We start from the raw sequence: 19709 nt of genomic DNA, 5'->3' as shown, positions 1-19709 counted from the left end.
GGTCATCTCCTCGTTTCGGAAGGGAGCGCGGCGTGCCGCACCTGGGCCCGCAGCTCCGTGAGCGTCTGGAACAGCGGCTCCTGGGCTTTGTGGTAGAGCGCGCCCGTCAGGTACTGCGCGTGGCACCACGCCGCGTCCACCTGGCCCTCTTTCAACCTCGGGTAGAGCGGGAAGACCTCGAACCGCTCTGGTACGTGCTCGGCGCCAAGCTGCAGCTCGAGGTACCGGCGCACCTCCGCCAGGGACAGCGCCGCGCCCTGCGAGGGCGCGCCCGTGAAGACGAGCAACATCGAGCGGAGCTCGCCCGAGAGGCCTCCCGTCGGCACGGTGAGCAGCGAGGTGGAACAGGGCGGAGACATGGCCGCCAGCGCCTCCGTCACCTCGGCCATGAGCGGGACCCGGCCCTCGTGCCGCGCATCCCACGTCCCGCCGTAGAGGTACTTCTGGCGGAGGCGGGAGAGGATGACGTGCCCTGGCGGCCGCCCCTCCGAGGGCAGAAGGGTGAAGACGCCCGAGTCTCCTGCGGCCCGCTGTCCACTCCGGTCGAGCGCCTCCAGGGCCCAGCGGCGGCCCGGCGCCGGAGCGGCCTCGGCGTGGACATCTCCCACGCGCCGGAGCGAGCAAAGCACTGCGCCTCCCGCGGCCGCATCCACCAGCACGTTGGAGCAGGGCACGGACTCCAGCCCGCACTGCTTCACCCACGCGCGCCACGCCTGCCAGTCGAGCGGGGCCTCGGGGTTGCGGAACCAGCCTCCTACGTTCTTCAGCGGCGTCCGGCTCCGCAGCAGCACGTCCCTCAAGGCCGGGGTGACCCCGAGCGCCCGCACCGGGTATTCGGTCAGGAGGCTGGGGCGCTCCTCTACATCCGAGGGCTCGAGGTGGAGGAATGTAGCTCCGCGCAGCAGCGTGGCGAAGATGAGCGCGGGCAGGTGCTGGAGTGGGTGGAAGCCCGGAGCGGTCAGGTGATCTCCCGGCGCCAGCGCGAAGGTGAGCAGCCCATCCACCAGTGCGCCGAGCCAAGCCTCTCCCGCCTTGAGCGGCACCGGGGTGGAGGGGAGCGCCGCCAGAGGCGAGAAGAACAGGCCCACCGGCTCGTCCGGCTTGTACGAGTATGAGGCGAGCGCTGGCGCCGATGGCCCCGTCGTGGGCAGCAGGCACTTGGCGTAGGCGCCCAGCAGCGGCGCCTGGTGTGGCTCGGCGGCCACGTGGCCCGGTGCGAGCGCGGCGAGCCGGCGCGCGACGAAGCGCTGTCCCACCGGCGGCAGCAGGCTGATGCAGGCTCCCAACCCCAGCGCTGCGGCGAGGCTCACCCACAGCTCGGCGCCAGGGTGGAACATCAGGCACACCCGGGCTCCCGGTTTGACGCCTCGATGCTCCCACGCTGCGGCCCGCCGGAGGGCCTGGTCGTGCAGTTGGCGGTAGCTCAGCGTCTGCCAGCCGCGCGTCCGGTCATACGTGCGCAGCGCGATGCGATCCGTGGTGGCGTGCCGGACGATGAGATCGTGGAAGAAGTCGTGGTGCTGGCCCGTGCGGCTCTTGAAGGCCGCGCCGCGGCCCGTGTACGCCGGGGCCAGCGCCGAGGCGAAGCCCTCCGGATCGCTCCAGCTTCGCGGGAGCCACTCGGGGAGGCCCTCGGTGGGGGCAGCTGCCTCGACGTGCTGGAGAATGGCGTGGAAGTCGAAGGACATGGCGGCCTCAGGGAGTCGTCTCGGAGACGGCGGTGGGGTCGCTCAGGACGGTCATCTCCACCCGCCGCGCTCGCGCCAGGTCCTCGGGCGTGGGGGCGTGTGCGGAAGCGGCCGGGCTGGTGATTCGCACCCGCAGGCGCTCCAAGGGCACGCCCTGGCCCGCCAGGTAGGTCCGGAGCGCTTGCGCGCGCCTCAAGGGCAGGAGGCGATCGGCCTGCGCGGCGTCCTCCTGGCCCGCGTACCCCTCGAGGAGGACGATGGACTTGCCGGGCTCCGAGCGCAGCAGCTCGAGCACCGCCTGCGGCAGGCTGAGGTCTGCGGGCAGCTCGGCCCGCCCCGGCTCGAAGAGCACGGAGCCCTGCAGCAGGGGCGTGGCGTGGGCCAACGGAACTGCGGTGGGGAGCAGCTCCCGCGTGGGCACGGGGGCCACGGCCGGGCGGGGCACCTCGCGGCGTGCGGCGGTGGCCTCCGGCTCCAGCGTGAAGTGAGGGATGGCCTCCGTGAGCCGCTCCAATGCGGGCGGGGGCTCCATGAGGAAGTTCACCCCCAGCAGCACGCGGGCGGAGGGCGTTCCGGGCGCCGCGCCCAGGCCGGGGCCTCCCAGGGCGAGCAGCTCCACCCGAGGCATCAGCGGCCACCGCACGCCGCCCAGCAGCTCCAGGGAGGGCTGCTTGTCGTCGCTCGCGAAGGCGCCCCGGAGGGCGAGTTCGCCGCGAAGCCCCGGGTTCGCCGTGGCCAGCACCGCGCTTACGCGCAGCTCGGGGACCACGGGCGGCGAGCCTTTGCGGAACAAGGGGTTGGGCGGCCGCAGCAGCACGCCCGCCTCGAGCGAGGGGTGGAGCCAGCCCCAGTCGAGCCCCAGCGTGGCCCCGGCTCGGAAGCGCAGGCCCGCGTCGCGCGCCAGCGCGGAGCCGCTCCCCACAGGTAGGCCCGCGGCGAGATCCACCGCGAGGTTCACGGGGTGCTCCTCGCGGCGCGACAGCAGCCCCAGCCGGGCCTGGAGCATCGGCGTCCCGAGCCCGCGCGCGGTCAGCGGCGGCAGGCCCAGGAGGCTGGGATCCCCGCCTTGCTGCCAGAGCACCGCGGGGATCTGCGCGCCCACCTCGAGCCACGGCAGCACACCGTAGCTGGCCGCCAGCATGAGCGAGGCGCGGTGCCGCACCCGCTCCAGGTGCGACTCTCCGTCCTGGAGCACGAGCGGCAGGTGCTCATAGTGGCTGACGAGCCCGGCGCTCACGCCGGTGGGGACCAGCAGCTCGCCGTGGCTGGACAGGAGCGAGCCCTTACCGAGGTTGAGCTCCAGGCGCTCCAGCTCGAAGCCGGAGGGGGCCGTCTGGGACCAGGCGGCCGAGTGACTGAGGAAGCCCGCCACGGCGGCGGCGCGGATCCACGCGGGAAGGTGCATGCGTCGCACTCTGCCGAGGCGGCTCCGCACCCGCTGTGGAGGGCTTCATAGAAAACCTGTGTGCCGCTTCACTGCGGCGCCGCCCTTGTGTGGCAAGTGGCTCAGCCGCCAAACGCCTTCGAGAGAGCCTTCTCGAGCTTCGACTTCTCGGGCTGCAGCGCGCTCGCGGGCGAGCCCACACCCGTCGCGGCAGCGAGGCCCGGGCGCAGGCCCTCGGCCAGGCTGGGCTTGAGGTGATGGCGCACGTCGAGCGCGACGTCGGTCTTGAGGTGCGTGCCCACGCCCGCGGCGGCGTTGACCTGCGCCGACTGGCGGAGGAAGCCATTCTCCAGACCGAGCTTCCCACCGGCCTGAGCCGCCGCGCCCGCGACCAGGCCCGCGGTGGCGGAGCCGTGCAGCCGGCCCAGGTGCCCACCCGCCGTGCCGTACACGCCTGCGGTGGCCCCCGCGCCCGCCTGGGCCGAGAGCAGCGCCGTGCCGGCCTTCGGGTTCAGCGACGCGGCGGCCTCGGCGAAGGCGGCGGCTCCGGCCTTGGCCTCGCCCTTGAGGAACCCGCCCACGTGCCGGTTGACGTCATGCGTGAGGCTGCCCGTGACGTTCACGCCCGTCTCCGCCCGGCCCGTCAGCGCGGCGGTGTACGCGTGGTTCTTGTTATCGAGCTGGATGCCCGCCTGCGCCTGCCCCTTGAACGCGGTGGCCTCGCCGGTGAGCTGGGCGCTGGTGATGCCCAGCCGGCCCGCGTGCGTCTTCTGGGCCTGGAAGGAGGCATTCGGCCCGTTGATCTCGGCCTGGGCCGAGTGCTGAATCACACCGCCCGCGCGGTGGTTGATGGTGGAGGCCGAGGCCGAGCCGAGGCTGGCCTTCGCCGTGCCGCCGAAGACGTCCTTCTGGTGGGTGGTGCCCGGCTTGTCGAGGTACTTCTTCGGATCGGCGCTCAGCGGCGCGGTGAGCTTGTTGGTGCCGCCGGTCGCCATCAGGACGCCGGCATCGCCCGTGTTCTGCACGAGGGGGCTGTACTTGGGACCGCCATCGGGCAGGGCCGGGTGCTTCAGGGCGTCCGGGCCCTTCGGCTTGGCCTCCGTCAGCGGCTTGGCACGCGTCAGCGGCTTGGGCTCGAACGAGGCCGGGGCCGAGGAGAGGGGAGCAGCGCGGGTCAGCTTGGAGCCGATGGGGGCCATGGGAGTTCTCCTGGACGGTGTCACCGCGGGCGGTGAGGTGAAGTGATGCCCTGTCCTTCTGCATCCGACATGCCAGCACCTCGTCCCAGGGGAGAGCCTGCAAGGGCTGGTGAGCACATTCATCAGAGCAGAGGGCTTGTCACGGGCCGACCCAGGAGGCCTCCCAGGGGGAATGGGCCGGGAGCGTCCTGATGACCCCCGTCATCCACCGGTGACTTCAGTCACCACCTTGGAAACAGGCTCCTGCGACATAGGTGCAACCGGACCTTCAGGAATGGCCCCTCCCGCCCATGCCGTGAGGAAATCGCGGAGCTTGCGCTGAACCCTGGCTGCCGGAACTGCCGTGCAAGCCGCTTCGTACGCGGGAAAGGACCGTGAACCTGCCCGGCTCAGCTGTGGAGGCACCCAGGTACACCGTCCCCCGTGTGGCCCTTTCGTGTTCTGCCAGCCGGGCGGCCAGCCGCTCAACGCTGGGATGGCCAAGCACCTGCTCCTGCGGGCGCTGCGGATGGCGGGCGTCAGCCATGCAGAGTGCTGCATCGGCTGGTACAGCCTGTCGCTCAGCGCAGCGGTAGTTCGTGGAAGAGGATTCCATCCATCCCGAGGCGCTGGACGGCCTCCTTGAAGTGCTCGGTGCCGACCAGGACGCTTTCGAAATCGGCCAGGCGAAACACATCCGTATGTGGCGGCAGCGAGGCGGCCTTGAGGATGAGCTGCTCTGGGAGTTCGGAGCCCTCACGCCCGCACCGAGGACAAGGCGCAGGGGGTTGGCGCAGGCAGTCAGCGTGCAACAGTCCGTAGGGCATAAGCTGGAGTTCCATCAGGTCTGGCAGCTCTTTCTTCTGACGGAAGCTCAGCTGCGGCTGATGCCCCGCCAACCCCCGAAGGCCGGCCTGTTGCAGCGTCTCCATGGCCTCGCGTCGCACCAGCAGCGTCCAGGGATTCTGGAAGAAGAAGGAGCCGAAGCGCCCCCACGCGTTCCCGACAAGGGGACCGAACCGCGTTCCGGGAGGAAGAGGCGCTCCTTCAGGAGCCCAGGGGCGGATCAGCTCACGCAGCCGTTCGAACTCATGAAGAGGCTCAGCCCTCGGCACCACGAACGCTGCCTGCTGGGGATGCCGTGATAGGTCGACGCAGGGATAAGCCACCGCCGCGTTGGCCCATGTAGCACCGCACCCAGGACACTTCGCTCCGGGGAGGAACCACTTGGATGCGGCACTGATGTCCCCTGTGTAGCCCGACGCTCGGTTCTCCCTCAACTCGTAGAATCGCATCCGATTTGCGCTCAGGGTGCCTCATCAGTAGGGCACCATCGAGGCTCCTGTCAGATCGTACTTCACGATCAACTTGATGGCGTGCTGCCAGATCTCCTCGGGTGTGGCTCGCAGGCGGCCCCTCGTGAAGTGACGCCATTCCTCATTCCACCGGCCTCCGCGTTGGCCTCCGAGGTGGATCCGAATATGCACTTCACGAGGAATCAAGAGCGTGTACTGGTGGATGTTGAGGCCCTGCTGCTGGAACCATGCGGCGAGGTCCGGGGCCTGCGGGAAGATGTGGTGCTTCACGAGGCGGTCGCGCGGGAGCGGGCGCTGACTGGGCAGGGTCGGAGCGGGGTGGTTGTGCCAGCGGATTCGGAAGACGGGCTCGGCGCCTGGCCGAGGTAGCCGTCCCCCTCTGCGCCACCCGCCAGGAGGCCTGAGCCCCGGCCATCGAGTCGGTTCGATCTGGCCAGGGCTTGCTCCCCTGGCTTCTGTCAAGTCCCTGCAGCGGAAGAAGGCACAGGTGTTTTCGGAGCAGACCAGCTCAAGGGTGGTGTTGTCCTGGCAGCCTTCTTCCCAGGAGACTTCCTGGGGTTCCTCCTCAGGCAACGAGACATTCGTGGAGGCGCAGGCAGCCAGGAGCACACCGACGAAAGCTACCCAGCCAGCAGGGCTTGCACGCATGGCTCTGGAGTCTACTGGCTCCTGTGCGATGAACGGTGTGGAGGCGGCGGGAATCGAACCCATGCCGGCGGTGCGAAATCTCTAGCAGAATCGCGCCCTTGCCTCGCAACCGCCCGGAATGATTTGGATTCGTTATCCCGCCGCGTCCCGTGTCGTCCCGTCCTGTCCCAGCACATTCCGCAGGCTCCTGCGACATACGTGCAACATGACGGAGGACGAAACCGTGCGGGGGTAACTATCCCCAGGCATTCAGGAAGGCCGCCTCCCGTCCATGCCGTGAAGAAGTCGCGGAGATCCCGCCCCCGCATCTCCAGGTTCGCGCCGATGGTGGCCAGCGTCGCATGTTCCTCTGCCGTCATGGCGGCCCTGCCAGGAGCGCCGCAGACGCAGGCGAGTGGAATTCGGGTGGCCTGCTCCATGACACCGCAACGCGTCAAGGGCGTGGCCTCGCTGCGGCGCTCCTCACTTACCGCGAAAGACGACCGAGCCCGCAGATTCTTCTGCATCATTTTGACTCCTTCTGGCTCACTTGTCGTTGGCAAGGACTGCGCTGCGCCTCCCGAGCGGTGCGTTGCAGCCCGAAGATCGACGCTCCTACGGAGGCATCCGCCGGGGGCCTGGAGCGGATGAAATGTACCGGGCGGGATTTACGTGTTTGTTGGCGGCAGCAGTCGTTCTTGGCGCGTTGAAATGCACCTCAAGCGAACCAGGGCAAACGCAAGCGGGAGCGCCAGCGAACCTGAGCACCGCCATCAGTCAGGTCACGGCGGACTCCTGCTCCGTTTGCCTTGACATTCACTTGGGTGACTACAACCTGTTCCTGATCGAGGGCGCCACCACCGTCGAGAGCACCGTCGAGGGCAAGGTGGCAGCGGGTGGCAACATCGCCCTGACGCGCTCCGAAGCGGGCTCGGTGCTGCCAAACAATGCCCCCAGCGCGTTGATGGCAGGTGGTGACCTGACCGTCTCGGGAGGCACCCTCCATGGCGACGTCAGGTATGGAGGTAGTTACACCGACAGGGGCACGGGCTGCGCTTCGGGCTGCACCATGACGCCGGGCATTCCCTCTGACTTCAACTTCGCGGACCGGCGCGACAAGATGCTCGGTCTGTCCTCGCGGCTGGCTGACCAGCAGGGCCTCGACGCCACGCTCGAATATGGCAACGTGAAGATGAACGGCGCGGATCCGTGCCTGAACATTTTCAATGTGACCAACACCCACCTCACCGGTGCCTGGGCGTGGTCCATCAACGCGCCGGCCAGCTCGTTCGTGGTGATCAACGTCCGCAGCACGCACCCCGCCTCCGACAACCCATTCAGCTTCAACGGCTTCAGCACCTTGTTCAGCGGCGGCATCACCCCGCAGCGCGTGCTCTACCACTTCGTGGATGCCACTCGCATCGACATCGGAAGTACCGAGTTCAAGGGTACGGTGCTGGCCCCTCATGCCCGCGTCACCTTCAGCCGTGGACACTTGTTCGGCGGCATGTACGCCCTTTCGCTGAACCTCAGTGGCGCAATAGCCCATGTCAACGCGCTGGACGAGCTGGGGGGAGAGTGCGAGGAGGGGACGAACGCCAATTGTGCGACGAGCTGTGGCTCCACTGGCACCCGGGTGTGCGGGGCGACCTGCTCGTGGGGGGCCTGCACGCCGCCCGCAGCGGAGGCGTGCAACGGGGTGGACGACACCTGCGACGGGCAAGTGGACGAGGGCTTCGAGTGTACTGGCTCGAGCAGCCGGAGCTGCACGGCGTGGTGCGGTGCAGCGGGGATGCAGACCTGCAACCCGGCCACGTGCGGTTACGGAGAGTGTGCCTCCTCAAGCTGTTGCCGGGCGGATACCGACTGCGCGAGCGGCTCCTACTGCGAGGGCAACACCTGCGAGGCGCACAGGGGCAACGGGGCTGCTTGCACCGCGGCCAACCAATGCTCCAGCAGCCAGTGCGTGGATGGCGTGTGCTGCGACTCCACATGTGGCGGCGCATGCGATGCGTGCAACATCCTCGGCAATCTGGGCACCTGCTCATTCCTGCCATCCACCACTGTCTGCCGCGCGGCCAATGGTAGCTGTGATGCCGCAGAGATGTGCATCGGTACCTCCAGCTCGTGCCCAGCGGACGCCAAGAAACCCGCTACCACTGTCTGCCGTGCCTCCAACGGAGCGTGCGACGCCGCCGAGTCCTGCACCGGCACCTCCGATAGTTGCCCGGGCGATGGCTTCCTGCCCTCCGGTACGGCCTGCACCAATGACAGCAACGCCTGCACCCTGGACATCTGCGATGCCTCGGGCAACTGCTCTCATCCCTCGGCCCTTCCCGGCACCTCCTGCGGCTCAGGGCTCATCTGCACCAGCGCGGGCCAGTGCACCGCAGGCTGCTGGATTGGCGGCACCTACTATGCCTCCGGCGCTACCAACCCGGCCGCCAGCTGCCAGACGTGCAATCCAAGCGTCTCCACCACTAGTTGGAGCAACAAGCCGGTCAACACTCCCTGTGGCACTCCCAGTGCTGGGGCGTGGGGCGCATGCGGTGGCTTCAACGACGTCTGCGATCCCATAGGCTCACAGTCCCGCTCCATCACTACCTATACCTGCTCGGAGGGAAATTGTGCTGGCTTCACCAGCAGCGAAAGCCAGTCCTGCTCACGTACCACCACCGGTACACCATGTAACGATTCCAATTCCTGTACGACCGGAGATGTCTGCAACAGCAGCGGCACCTGTGGCGGCACGCACATCTGTGGAACCCTCAACCAAATCCGGGTGTTCGGAACCACGACTGGAGAAGGAGCCGGCGGCAACCTTGTCTGGGCACGTTCCAACGGTGGTGCGGCTCCGGGCGGCGGCATCTCAAACCAACTCCCCCAGGCTCTGTACCAACCCATTGATTGGTCGACAGCGATCACACCTCCCCTCCAGCCAAATCAATATTTCATGCTTTTCGGCAACGAAGGCAGTGAACCCGTCACTCGAACCTTCGAGTTCTATGACGCGCGCGGCATTCTCATGGAGACGATCACTTTCGGCCCCATCGAGACACAGAAGATAACTCGGAGTATTCACTGGAACGCGAGCGACGAATTCACCCTCTTCTTCTGGAATGGTCAGTCCGTGACGAGCACACAAGTGATTACACTCCCCGAGTAGTCTCGCCAGCGCTCAGTGTTCCTGGAAACCATGGCCGGAAGCTGCTGCTTTATCAGCGGCTCCCGGCCCCAGTATTCTCAGGGCTCTGTCAGCTGATGTGGCGGAGTTTTGCACGGGGACGAGAGTGGCCTGCCCTGGCATTGTTTTCGCCCCCTGCGGAACGGGTTGCGGAACAAGCTACGGGTTGCCAATTCGTTAGGTTAGCTCCTGCGCCCTGACGGGGTCTCGGGCGAGGACCGTGATGGCTTCCAAGTGTGGGGATGATGGCTTGGGTGGATGCTATGTAACGAGCACCAGTACGGAGACTGAGACGTGTACACGGGATCTCCCGGACTGCGCGAGGCTTCCACCCAGTTCTGGGGAGTAGAGCCCTGCAGCTTCAGCGATGGTTGCGCGGAGACTTTCTCAACCTGGGGAGAGGGAGGGGCTGGAGACGGAGAACTCGCCGCCTGAGGCAACGGCGAAGGCTGAACCGAAGAAGGAGCGGACACCGCGACTTTCCTGGGCCGAGCTACTGCGCAGACCATTCGCGCTGGACGTGTTCGATTGATCAGACGCAGACCGTCTGCTCCTACACGAATTGAGCCTCTCTCAAGATGGAGGCGGCGGGAATCGAACCCGCCACCCTGAGCGCCACGATGATGACGGTCGTCGGCCGCGACGACGTCAAGTCCTAGGCTCCAGTGCTCCGAGCATTGGAGGCTGCGAAGCGGCAAACCCCACCTCAATCCATGTAGCCTGGAGACCCATGCTCACCGCGCTCCTGATCCTGTGCCTGTCCTCCGCGCCTGTTGTGGCACCGAATGTGGCACCGAAGGCTCCCGCCTCACCCACCCTGGAGCAGTTCTTTCGCCAGCCGGATCGGGTGCAGATCTTCCTCTCGGATGTGGACCAGAACTGGGACCAACTGCCTCCCGAGCCGGACACCCGCAAGTTCAGCGGACCCTACCTCCTCACCCGCGAGGGCCCCGCGCTCAGCAAGGAGGATCGCGAGGCCTTGGGGAAGATCTGGGTGTCACCGAAGGACTTCGAGCCCAGGCCGCGTCGCAAGTGCATGTTCAACCCGGACATCACCCTGCGCTTCTGGCGCGGCACGGATTGGCTGGACGTGGTCGCTTGCTTCAGTTGCGAGAAGCTCGCCTTCTACGACTCGAAGCGCACATACCTCCAAGAAGCGGGCTTCCTGGATGACTTCGCCTTGCTGCAGAGGCTGGCGACCCAAGCGTTCCCCGAAGGGGGCTTCTTCAAGAGGTGACCTGCGGTGCCGTAGCTCGAGAGCTTCACGAGACTACGTTCCGTCCAGAAGATCCGACTGGAAGGCGAAGCCCAGGAGCAGATAGGGCATGGCGCGGTTCACGTCCGCCCCTGTGCGGAAGCGATGCTGCAGGTACCACGCGACGTTGAGGATGACGGCTGGCTTGTTGAAGGCCGTGTACCCCTCGTCATAGAAGACATAGGCGGCCAGCAACCCCACGCGCTGGTGGCCATTGTCCACCGTCAGGGCCTCGCCCGCCTCGAGGTGGCGCGGCGTGTAGAGCGGCTCGACCAGCGAATAGCGCGCCCCCACCACCAGCGGCGGCAGCCCCAGGAAGAGCACGTCCAGATCGTTCGCCAGCGTGAAGCCCTTGCCGGGCACCAGCGTGTCCAGTGTGGCGTCGTACCAGACCCGGTCTTCGCCGCGCAGGCCCATGCTCCAGTACTCGGCCGCGAAGCGGTTTCGCACGGCGACGGGCCCCAGCTTCATCTGGACAAAGGGCTCGAGGGCCAGGCGCATCCCCGAGGCGCTGTAGTGCTGCCCCGCGGCCTTGCCGTCATCCCGGGCCGTGTCGGAGGCGTCCGCGTTCGCCGAAGGGCGCGACTGCAAGAAGCCCTGCGCGCCAAAGAAGCCCACGTACTCGGCGGACAGCCTCAGGTTGAAGATGGACAGAGGCTGTACTTCCACCACCGGCCCCACCTTGATACCCGCGGGGCTGAGCTTGGGGTAGACACCCACGAAGAGGAAGTTGTCGCGGAAGAGCGGTCCCTCGTGAGGGTAGAGGCGCCGCTGGTAGCCGCCGCGCGTCTGCAGCTCGAGCCCCAGGGGGTTGAGGCGCGCGACGAGCAGGCTGTTGATAACGAGCCGGCGCTCGGGCAGCGGCGGGGCGGTCTGAGCCAGGACCGGGGTTGGGAGCCAGAGCCCGAGCAGCAGCAGGGCCGCGCGAGTCAGGGGAACAGTCGTCCGGGTGCTGGATTCCACGTGTGCGAGACCTCCTGCCTACCCAAGAGCTCTCATTCTCTCATGGGTGCAGGAGGCGAGCGCTGGACCCCGTCCGTTTTTCTGAATGATTCGGGCCGACACTGGCTCTGTACCCGTGAGGGCCGGTTCAGGCCCCACCGACGTGACTTCACCGGAGAGAGCACCGTGACCTTTTTCAATAGGTTCCTGATGGCCGGGTTGTGTCTTCATCTCAGCGCGGTGGCATACGCCGCTCCTCCTCCGAGTGCGAAGGCGGTAGCCAAGGCCGCCCCGCTGTCCGACGCCGAGCGCTACGCGCGGCGGTGCCAGCCTCGGTCGCCCACGCGGGAGCGCAACCCCCAGGGGACGATGCTGTGGGGCAGCCGGCGGGACTGGGATACGGAGAAGGTGGCGCCGGAGACCCGCAGCGTGCTCGTCTCGGTGGCCCTCTCGCCCGTGAAGCCGGGGGACACTGCGGTGAAGTCCCTCCAGCTCAAGGGCGGCTCCCTGGAGGCCTCCCCAGCGGGTGCGAAGGTGACCGGCCTCGTCCTCCAGGGGCGCTCGAGCGAAGGCAAGCCCGTGGAGGTGGCCATCTGCGAGTCCGAGCCCGCTCCCCAGTCTCCGGAGATGATGTGGTACCGCATCGAGGCCTGGAACCCCGTGGCTCAGGAGTGGGAGAACCCTTGTGTCGCGGTGGACCGTGTCCCCTCACCCCGGGTGCTCGCGGTGAGCGGCGTGTGGGATCTGACCGGCGCGCGCAAGGACTCGGCGGAGCACTTCACCTTTGCCTGTGAGAATGGCGCCATCGCCAAGTGCATTGACTGGGGCTACAAGCCCTGGGAGAGCCGCGGCGGCAAGCCGCTCACCGACGTGCACCAGGCCTGCACGCGGATGGCGCGCGCGGACTACTGCGGCAACGGCCGCAGCCACACGTATCAAGACAACTCCATCGACATGTACGATCCGTTCGGCGTGCTGAAGCGGACCCCCGAGAGCGCGGCGGATTGGGATCCGGCGCTTTCGTTCGAGGCGGCGTGGGGGCCCGACGGAGCGATCTGCCTGGAGCACACGCGTGACGGTCGTGCCCTGGAGACGATCCTCGCGGAGTGCCCCAACCGGTTCCGTAAGGGGGGGGCGGTGGAGCTGGGAGAAGGAGACCGCTGCTCCGTTCAGCGGACGGGAGGGAAGCCTCAGACCGCCCTGTTGCGGAACAAGTCCTATGGCATCCCCGAGGGCGCGGCGCCCCCTGCGAAAGCCCCCCAGCGGTGAGGGCGAGGCCCCGGGAGGTTAGCTGAAGGGCGGAGTCCGATCCGGCGCCGCCGCCTCCCCCAGCAGCCGGCTGAGGTGCAGATCGAACTGACTGTCCACGAGGTTGATGAAGCTCTGGAAGTCCTTCTCGGACACTCCCAAGCGTGCATGAAGGTGGCGCTTGATCTCCGCGCCAAGCTTCTCCCGGATCTGACTCAGCCGCCGGGAGATGGTGGGCTGGCTGGTGCGCAGCAGCGGCTCCATCTTATACATCGACAGCCCATCCACGTAATACAGGCGCAAAAGGTACCGGTCATCGTCCGAGAGTAAGGCAAAGGCCTCGCGAAAGGCATGTCGCAGATCTTCTTGATGATGTTTCTTGATGAAGCGCAGCCCCGGATCTTCCGAGAGGTGGATGGGCTCTGGGAAGTCCTCCGGCTCTTCCGGAGCGAACTCCGGCCCCTGGCGCTGACGGAGGGCGATGCGCACGGCAATGACGCGCACCCAGCCCTGCAGGTCCCCGGTTCCCTTGTACTCGGCGATCTTGGGAGGGCCCTCGTGGGTAGCGACCAGGATTTTCATGCTGGCCAGCTGGCAGATTTCATCAATGGTGGCGGCGGAGCGCTCGCGATGTCTCAACAACCTGGGCAGCTTCCGGAGATAGTGCTGCTCAAACATCTCGGCAGCCATGGGAACCTGATGCAGACAGGCACACGCCAAGTAAAGCTCTTCCACTCGCAGTTGCCCGAGGAGCTCCTCGAGGGAGCTCTCTGGCTTGGAGCCTGGCAGACGCTCGGCCAGGTGTGTCATGAACAGCTCGGGGGCGAGCTTCACCTCCGGCCACCTCGTGCGGGCGCTCTCCAGAGCCTGGTTCAGCACGAGGTTGAGTTCAGCAGCACCCGAGGGAAGGACGAGGCGTCCCCGCACATGCGAGAGAAACGTGGCAGCCAGATCGAGGGGCTCGGGCATTCTCCTGGCTGTACCATGTCCCTTGCGATGCTCGCAATCGAGCCAGCGCCGGGTACCCCGTCGTTTGAGAGGCTTTGAGCGACATGTCTATGTCTTCATCGCCCTGCCTGACGGATGACGTCCTCATGGCGCTCAGCGCCGGTGAGTTGCCCGACGAGGAACTGTCCCACGCCCACCATCACGCCGCACGGTGTCATGAGTGCAGACTCCTGCTGGTGGAGCTCGCACCGCCAGACTCCCCTCCGCCCAGGCTGGGCTCTCCGCGTGGGACCTCCGAACCGGAGCCGGCCAAGGAGGATGGGGCGACCTGGACCCCCCCTCACGTGTGCAACGAGTTCCGCCTGGAGCGTCCGCTCGGGCGCGGCGGCATGGGCGTGGTCTACCTGGCGTATGACACCTCGCTGGACCGGCATGTGGCGCTGAAGTTCATCGCCGACCTGCGTCCCCAGCCCACCGTCCAGAAGTACTTCGAGAACGAAGCACGCATCGTCGCCCAGATACAGCACCCCAACGTCGTCCAGGTGTTCAGCACGGGCGAGGTGGAGGGACACCCCTATATCGTCTCGGAGTACATCACCGGCAGCAGCCTCGCGGAGCTGCCGCTGCCCATTCCCTGGCGCCAGGCGCTGGGCCTGGGGCTGGGACTGGCCCGAGGGCTCGCGGCGGCGCACCGCCGGGGCGTGCTCCACCGCGATCTCAAGCCGTCCAACGCCGTGCTCACTGAGAGCGGCGAGGTGAAGCTGCTCGACTTTGGCCTGGCCGAGCAGCTCGAGCAGGCGCCGGACGGAGCCTCTTCTGGCGGACGCGTCGTCGCGGGCACGGTGGCCTATATGGCTTCCGAGCTCCTTGAAGGGGCGGCGGCGACCGCGCGCAGCGACATCTACGCCCTGGGGCTCGTGCTTCGCGAGCTGTGCACCGGCGTGCCGCCACGCCCTTCCCGGACGGCAACGCCAGAGCCTCCTCCCTCCGGACGTGCGCCGTTCATCGATCCGGACTTCGCCGCCCTCATCGACCGGTGCTGCGCGGCGGATGCGCGGGAGCGCTTCGCCTCGGCCGAGGCGCTCTGCGAGGCGCTGGAGCGCCTGACGCGAATTGTCGCGCCCGTGCCCCTGGCTGCTGGCAATCCCTACCGAGGGCTGGAGCCCTTCGAGGCCGAGCACCGGGCTCTCTTCTTCGGACGCGATGCAGACATTCACGCTGTCCTGGACCGGCTCCGCTATCAGCCTCTGGTCCTCGTCGCGGGAGACTCGGGTGTCGGCAAGTCCTCGCTGTGCCGCGCGGGGGTGCTGCCGCAGGTGGTCGCGGGAGTTTTGGAGGAAGGCCGGGAGACCGTCACGGTCACGCTCTGGCCTGGACGGCGCCCGCTGGAGGCACTGGCCGCCGCTCTCGCGCCCCGGCTGGGGCACAAGGAGGAAGAGCTTGTCCTGCTGCTGAAGGACAAGCCCTCCTGGCTGGGGCGAGCGCTGCGCGAGGCATACCGGTCCGGTCGCGGCCTGCTCCTCTTTATCGATCAGATCGAGGAGCTCATCACGATTGCGGAGCCAGCGCAGGCGGAGCACTTCGCCCGCATCCTCGGGGAGCTGTCCCTGCCGACGGCGGGTGTGCGTGTGCTCATGGCGGTGCGGGGAGATTTCCTGACGCGGGTGTGCGCGCTGCCTGGCCTGGGCGAGGAGGCGGAGCGCGCGCTCTACCTCCTGCGGCCCTTGTCCCCCGAGGGGGTGCGCGAGGCCATCATCGGTCCCGCCCGCCGCCGCGGTGTGGCGTTCGAGTCCGAGGCGCTCATCCAGGTGCTCATGGCCTCCATGGCCCGGGGCATGGGGAATCTGCCCCTTCTGCAGTTCGCGCTCGCCGAGTTGTGGGAGCGGCGCGACGCCGCGCGAGGCTGCATCACCCAGGCGGCGCTCGAGCAGATGGGAGGAGTGGCCGGAGCGCTGTCTCGGCATGCCGATGGGGTGCTCCTGCGCCTGCGGCCGGCTGGGCGCGCGGCGGCGCGGGGGCTGCTCTTGAGGTTGGTCACGGCCGAGGGCACGCGGGTCGAGCGAGGCGAGGAGGATCTCCTGGGAAGCTCGGAGGAGAGCGCCCGCGCCGCGCTTCGCGCGCTCGTCGAGGGCCGTCTGCTGCACATGCGCACCGTGGGCGGCGAGGCCCGCTGGGAGATCGCGCATGACTCGCTGATCGAAGGGTGGGGCACCCTGCGCGATTGGCTGGATGGCGACATTGGCCACCGGGTGGTGCGCAAGCGGCTCGAGGACGCGAGCGCCGACTGGGAGCGGCTGGGAGGGGCCCGGGAGGTGCTCTGGGGACAGCGCCAGTTGGCCGAGGCGAGCCTGCTCGATCCTTCCACCTTGGGGCTTCGGGAGCGCTCCTTCCTGGCCGCCTCCCGCCGTGTGGTGGTGCGCCAGCGGTGGGGACGCTGGGTGGCCGCGCTGGCTGTCGTGCTGGCCCTCGCCGCGGTCTATGCTGGGCTCCGCCTACAGACGTACCGCGAGGACACACGCTTCATCGCCACGCACCAAGGGCTGGCGCTGGAAGCGTTCGCCACGGGGCGCGGCCTTGCCCGGCAGGCCGGTGACCTCCGCGAGGAGGCGCTCGCGCTGTTCGACGGGCGGGGCTCTCCGGGGCCTGATCCCCTCCAGGACTCCGACGAGGGAAAATGGGCCAGGGCGCTGGCGCTGAGGGACCAGGCTGAGCGCGATTATGCTCGCGCCAGCCGGGAGCTCGAGAGGGCGCTGGAGCGTGACAGGGGGAACCCGGAAACGCGGGAGCTGCTGGCGGAAGTCACCTACGAGCGAATTCTCCTGGCGGAGCGCTTCCACCAGCAGCGTGAGCGCGAGGAGCGGGTGCAGAGCCTGGAGCGGATGGCCGAGGTCTCGAGTGAGGCGCGGCGGTGGTGGGAGCGATTCCAGGCTCCCGCCGAGCTCGAGCTGGTGACGGAGCCTCCGGGAGCCACCGTGACGATCCAGCGCTCCATCCGCGGCGCGGAGGGGGAGCGGCTGGAGCGGGTTCCGGAAGCGGGCACCTGGGGCCTGACCCCACTGCGGGGCCTGCGCCTGCCCGAGGGCTCCTACCAGCTGCGCATCACGCACCCCAGCTCCGCGCCCGTGGAGCTGCTCGTGCTCCTGTCCCACGGGGCCGGGGAGCAGCTCCTCGTGGACCTGCCCGCCTCCATCCCCGAGGGCTATGTGTACGTTCCGCCCGGATGCTTCCTCCAGGGGAGTGCCGATCCCGAGGTGTTGAGGGTGGCCATGACCAGTCCGCCGATGCACCGGGTCTGCCTGACCCAGGGGTACTTCATCGGGCGGACGGAAGTGACGTTCGGCGACTGGTTGATGTACCTCGACTCCCTTCCACCGGGGCACTCCGCGAGGCAGCTCCTCGCGCAGGCGCGCTTCAATGACAAGGGTCGCGCGGTGGTGCTGCGCAAGACGCCTGGCGGCGGCTGGAGCTTCTCCTTCCATCATTCGAGCCAGAAGGTCTCCACGGCGGCGGAGGGCGAGCTCTTCCGCTACCCCACGAGGACCCGGCGCTCCACCGCGGATTGGCGGCGGTTTCCGCTGACGGGCATCTCGGTCAGGGATCTCGAGGACTACTTCTCGTGGCTGGACGGTACGGGGCGCCTGCCCGGGGCGCGCCTGTGCACCGCGCTGGAGTGGGAGTACGCGGCGCGCGGCGTGGACGGCCGCAGCTTCCCTCATGGAGAGGTGCTGTTGCCGGACGACGCAAACATCGACACCACCTATGGCCGGATTCCCTTGGATTACGGGCCTGACATGGTGGGCTCGCACCCGAACTCGACCAGCCCCTTCGGGTTGGTGGACACCGTGGGCAATGCCTTCGAGCTCACCCGCTCCGTGACGCCCGAGCGGGGCTCGATCTCCCTTCGAGGAGGGGCTTGGTACTACGACGTGTACTCCGCCAATATGGCGAATCACACTGCGGGCGATCCCACACAGAGCGACCTGCTCACGGGGGTGCGTGTCTGTGCCAGGGGTGGCCGCTGAATTCTTGAATGATTCTGAACGCGGCAGTCTCTTCTTCTCAGCGGGCAAGTACATGGGGGCCCGCTGGAGATGGACATGCTGCCAGTTCTCGGGGGAAGCGTCCGCGATCCGCTGATCGCGGAGAAGCTGTACGACATGGCTGAGTTGTGTCTGGCTCAGGCGCGTCTGGACGATGCGCTGGTCTTGCTCTGGCGCGCCTTCACCTTGTCCGAGCAGCGACTGCGCCAGGAAGCGCTCGCGTTCTCCACGTCCCGGCTGGCCCGCTTTCTCCAACGTCTCCGCGCTGGCGAGGAGCGCCTCTACGCGCTGTTGCGCGCTCACCCGGAGGACGTGCGCGTGCAGCGCTTGGCGCTCGCGGCCGTGCTGCTGCTCAAGGGCCGCGCCCTCGATGAGGCCGCTGACACCTCCCAGGCCATCTACCAGCGCCTGGGCGCGCGGGCCTGCGAGGCCTTCGCGCGGCTGTGTGCGCTGCGCGAGGAGCTCTCCACCCTGGCGAACCAGCGCGTGGGCTGGCAGTCCCCCGCGGACTACCAGCAGCGTCTCCAGTCGCTTGCCGCGCAAGGGGAGGCGCTCGAGGCCGAGCTGGCCCGGCGCTCGGCGCCGCTGCGCGCCCGCGCCGCGCTGCCTTCCGCCGAGCACATCATCGAGCAGGTCGCCGCGGCCCTCCCGCGAGACGGCGCCCTCGTCGAGCTGGTGGCATACCGGGAGCCTCCGTTCGGGCCTCAGCCTGACACTTCCGAGTCGCGGAACACCGCGCGGCTCCGCTACCTGGCGCTTGTCCTCTTCCCGGATGCCCGCGTGAGCGTCGTGGATCTGGGCTGGGCCGAGTTCATCGACAAGGCTGCCTCGGAACTGCGCAACGCCCTGGCCAACCGGGATGCCGCCTACCTGGGCATGGCCCAGCAGCTGTATGAGCTGGCCTTTCAGCCCATCCATGCGCTGGTGAGAGGAGTCCGGCGCCTCTTCCTGTCCACGGATGGCCAGCTCTCCTTCGTGCCGTTCGCCGCGTTGCACGATGGGAGCCAGTTCCTCATCGACTCCTTCGACTTCATCTATCTCACCTCCGGCAAGGAGCTGTTGCCTCGGGTGGAGGACGTGCCTGTCTCCCGCTCGGTGGTCGTGCTGGCGGACCCGGGTTTCAGCGGCTCTGGGCAGGAGGACTTCTGCGCGGAAGCGCCGGCGGTGAGCGAGTCCTCCTCGCACAACGTGGCGCAGCGGACGTGCGTGCCGCTGCCGGGCACCCGCCGGGAGGCCGAGGCCATCCAGCGCTTGTTGCCGCAGGCCCAGCTCTTCCTGGGACCGGAGGCGACCAAGGAGCGGCTGCTGAGCCTCTCCGCGCCCGGAGTGCTGCACCTGGCCACCCATGGCTCCTTCCAGGGGGATCCGTCTCCTGGGCTCGCGGTCCAGCGCGCCATGGTTCACTTCGGAGTACTGGGAACGGATGCCTGTGCACCACGCCCCTCCGATCCGTTGTTGTGCTCGGCGTTGGCGCTGGCCTCTTCCTCGGACCCGGCCCCTGCCGACAACTGCTGGGTGACGGCGCTGGAACTGGCGGGGATGAACCTTTGGGGCACGCAGTTGGTGGTGCTCTCCGCGTGCGACACCGGACGCGGCGAGGTCAAGCTGGGACAGGGTGTGTACGGGCTGCGCCGGGCCTTCATCATCGCGGGAGCGGAGACCGTGGTGACGAGTCTGTGGAAGGTGAACGATGAGACGACCCGGACGCTGATGGAGGCGTATTACGGTTTTCTGCGGGAGGGGCAGGGCCGCTGCAGCGCATTGCAGGCGGCGATGCGTCTGGTGCGCCAAAGCCATCCCCACCCCCACAGCTGGGCGCCTTTCATCGCCCTGGGGCGTGACACGCCGCTGAGAATAGCGGCGGCGTAGCCTCCAAGCACTTCGAGCGCTGTCTGAGCG

At 67.9% G+C, this 19709-nt stretch carries 12 protein-coding genes; 5 read left to right on the top strand and 7 right to left on the bottom strand.

The window, feature by feature from the left end; translation table 11 throughout:
• Positions 1-2 precede the first annotated feature (2 nt).
• The 5 genes from DB31_RS36245 to sitA6 form a co-directional block, all read right to left on the bottom strand.
• Positions 3-1688, bottom strand: a complete 1686-nt coding sequence (locus tag DB31_RS36245; RefSeq protein ID WP_044196702.1) for an AMP-binding protein — start codon at positions 1686-1688, stop codon at positions 3-5.
• A gap of 7 nt (positions 1689-1695) precedes the next feature.
• A complete protein-coding gene (locus DB31_RS36240; protein WP_044196700.1) occupies positions 1696-3093 on the bottom strand; it encodes an OmpA family protein in 1398 nt (465 codons plus the stop codon).
• Between the two features lie 101 nt (positions 3094-3194).
• The gene (locus DB31_RS36235; RefSeq protein WP_157232342.1) at positions 3195-4271 is read right to left on the bottom strand and encodes a hypothetical protein; all 1077 of its coding nucleotides are present in this window, start codon (positions 4269-4271) and stop codon (positions 3195-3197) included.
• Positions 4272-4831: 560 nt separating this feature from the next.
• Positions 4832-5545 (bottom strand): SitI6 family double-CXXCG motif immunity protein, encoded by a 714-nt coding sequence (gene sitI6, locus DB31_RS47295; RefSeq protein WP_075306399.1) that lies wholly within the window; start codon positions 5543-5545, stop codon positions 4832-4834.
• 24 nt (positions 5546-5569) lie between these two features.
• Positions 5570-6214 (bottom strand): SitA6 family polymorphic toxin lipoprotein, encoded by a 645-nt coding sequence (sitA6, locus tag DB31_RS47290; protein ID WP_075306397.1) that lies wholly within the window; start codon positions 6212-6214, stop codon positions 5570-5572.
• Between the two features lie 799 nt (positions 6215-7013).
• On the opposite strand from sitA6, the gene DB31_RS36220 reads away from it, so the two are divergent.
• Positions 7014-9359 carry a choice-of-anchor A family protein gene (locus DB31_RS36220; protein ID WP_052420527.1) on the top strand — a complete coding sequence of 782 codons (2346 nt, stop codon included), beginning with the start codon at positions 7014-7016 and terminating at the stop codon, positions 9357-9359.
• Positions 9360-10107: 748 nt separating this feature from the next.
• Positions 10108-10614 carry a hypothetical protein gene (locus DB31_RS36215; RefSeq protein ID WP_052420526.1) on the top strand — a complete coding sequence of 169 codons (507 nt, stop codon included), beginning with the start codon at positions 10108-10110 and terminating at the stop codon, positions 10612-10614.
• A gap of 33 nt (positions 10615-10647) precedes the next feature.
• On the opposite strand, the gene DB31_RS36210 is transcribed toward DB31_RS36215, so the two are convergent.
• Entirely contained in the window at positions 10648-11595 is a 948-nt protein-coding gene (locus DB31_RS36210; RefSeq protein WP_044196693.1) for a hypothetical protein, read from the bottom strand.
• Between the two features lie 165 nt (positions 11596-11760).
• Here DB31_RS36210 and DB31_RS36205 point away from each other — a divergent pair, with 165 nt between their 5' ends.
• Positions 11761-12843, top strand: coding sequence for an ADYC domain-containing protein (locus DB31_RS36205; protein WP_044196691.1), 1083 nt, complete (start codon positions 11761-11763; stop codon positions 12841-12843).
• Positions 12844-12861: 18 nt separating this feature from the next.
• On the opposite strand, the gene DB31_RS36200 is transcribed toward DB31_RS36205, so the two are convergent.
• Entirely contained in the window at positions 12862-13791 is a 930-nt protein-coding gene (locus DB31_RS36200) for a sigma-70 family RNA polymerase sigma factor (protein ID WP_044196689.1), read from the bottom strand.
• 323 nt (positions 13792-14114) lie between these two features.
• On the opposite strand from DB31_RS36200, the gene DB31_RS36195 reads away from it, so the two are divergent.
• Together DB31_RS36195 and DB31_RS36190 are read left to right on the top strand one after the other, a co-directional pair.
• Positions 14115-17792 (top strand): bifunctional serine/threonine-protein kinase/formylglycine-generating enzyme family protein, encoded by a 3678-nt coding sequence (locus tag DB31_RS36195; protein ID WP_240487059.1) that lies wholly within the window; start codon positions 14115-14117, stop codon positions 17790-17792.
• 75 nt (positions 17793-17867) lie between these two features.
• A complete protein-coding gene (locus DB31_RS36190) occupies positions 17868-19679 on the top strand; it encodes a CHAT domain-containing protein (protein ID WP_052420525.1) in 1812 nt (603 codons plus the stop codon).
• Positions 19680-19709: the final 30 nt, after the last annotated feature.

It is taken from the genome of Hyalangium minutum, from assembly GCF_000737315.1.
In the GTDB taxonomy this organism is placed as follows: domain Bacteria; phylum Myxococcota; class Myxococcia; order Myxococcales; family Myxococcaceae; genus Hyalangium; species Hyalangium minutum.
This window is presented reverse-complemented; position numbering and strand designations above follow the sequence as displayed.

What these genes read in the sequence shown, in the direction of transcription:
- DB31_RS36200 (WP_044196689.1), bottom strand. Translation starts at nt 13,791, where the DNA reads ATGCCCGAGCCCCTCGATCTGGCTGCCACGTTTCTCTCGCATGTGCGG.
- DB31_RS36245 (WP_044196702.1), bottom strand. Translation starts at nt 1,688, where the DNA reads ATGTCCTTCGACTTCCACGCCATTCTCCAGCACGTCGAGGCAGCTGCC.
- sitI6 (WP_075306399.1), bottom strand. Translation starts at nt 5,545, where the DNA reads ATGCGATTCTACGAGTTGAGGGAGAACCGAGCGTCGGGCTACACAGGG.
- sitA6 (WP_075306397.1), bottom strand. Translation starts at nt 6,214, where the DNA reads ATGCGTGCAAGCCCTGCTGGCTGGGTAGCTTTCGTCGGTGTGCTCCTG.
- DB31_RS36240 (WP_044196700.1), bottom strand. Translation starts at nt 3,093, where the DNA reads ATGCACCTTCCCGCGTGGATCCGCGCCGCCGCCGTGGCGGGCTTCCTC.
- DB31_RS36235 (WP_157232342.1), bottom strand. Translation starts at nt 4,271, where the DNA reads ATGGCCCCCATCGGCTCCAAGCTGACCCGCGCTGCTCCCCTCTCCTCG.
- DB31_RS36215 (WP_052420526.1), top strand. Translation starts at nt 10,108, where the DNA reads ATGCTCACCGCGCTCCTGATCCTGTGCCTGTCCTCCGCGCCTGTTGTG.
- DB31_RS36190 (WP_052420525.1), top strand. Translation starts at nt 17,868, where the DNA reads ATGCTGCCAGTTCTCGGGGGAAGCGTCCGCGATCCGCTGATCGCGGAG.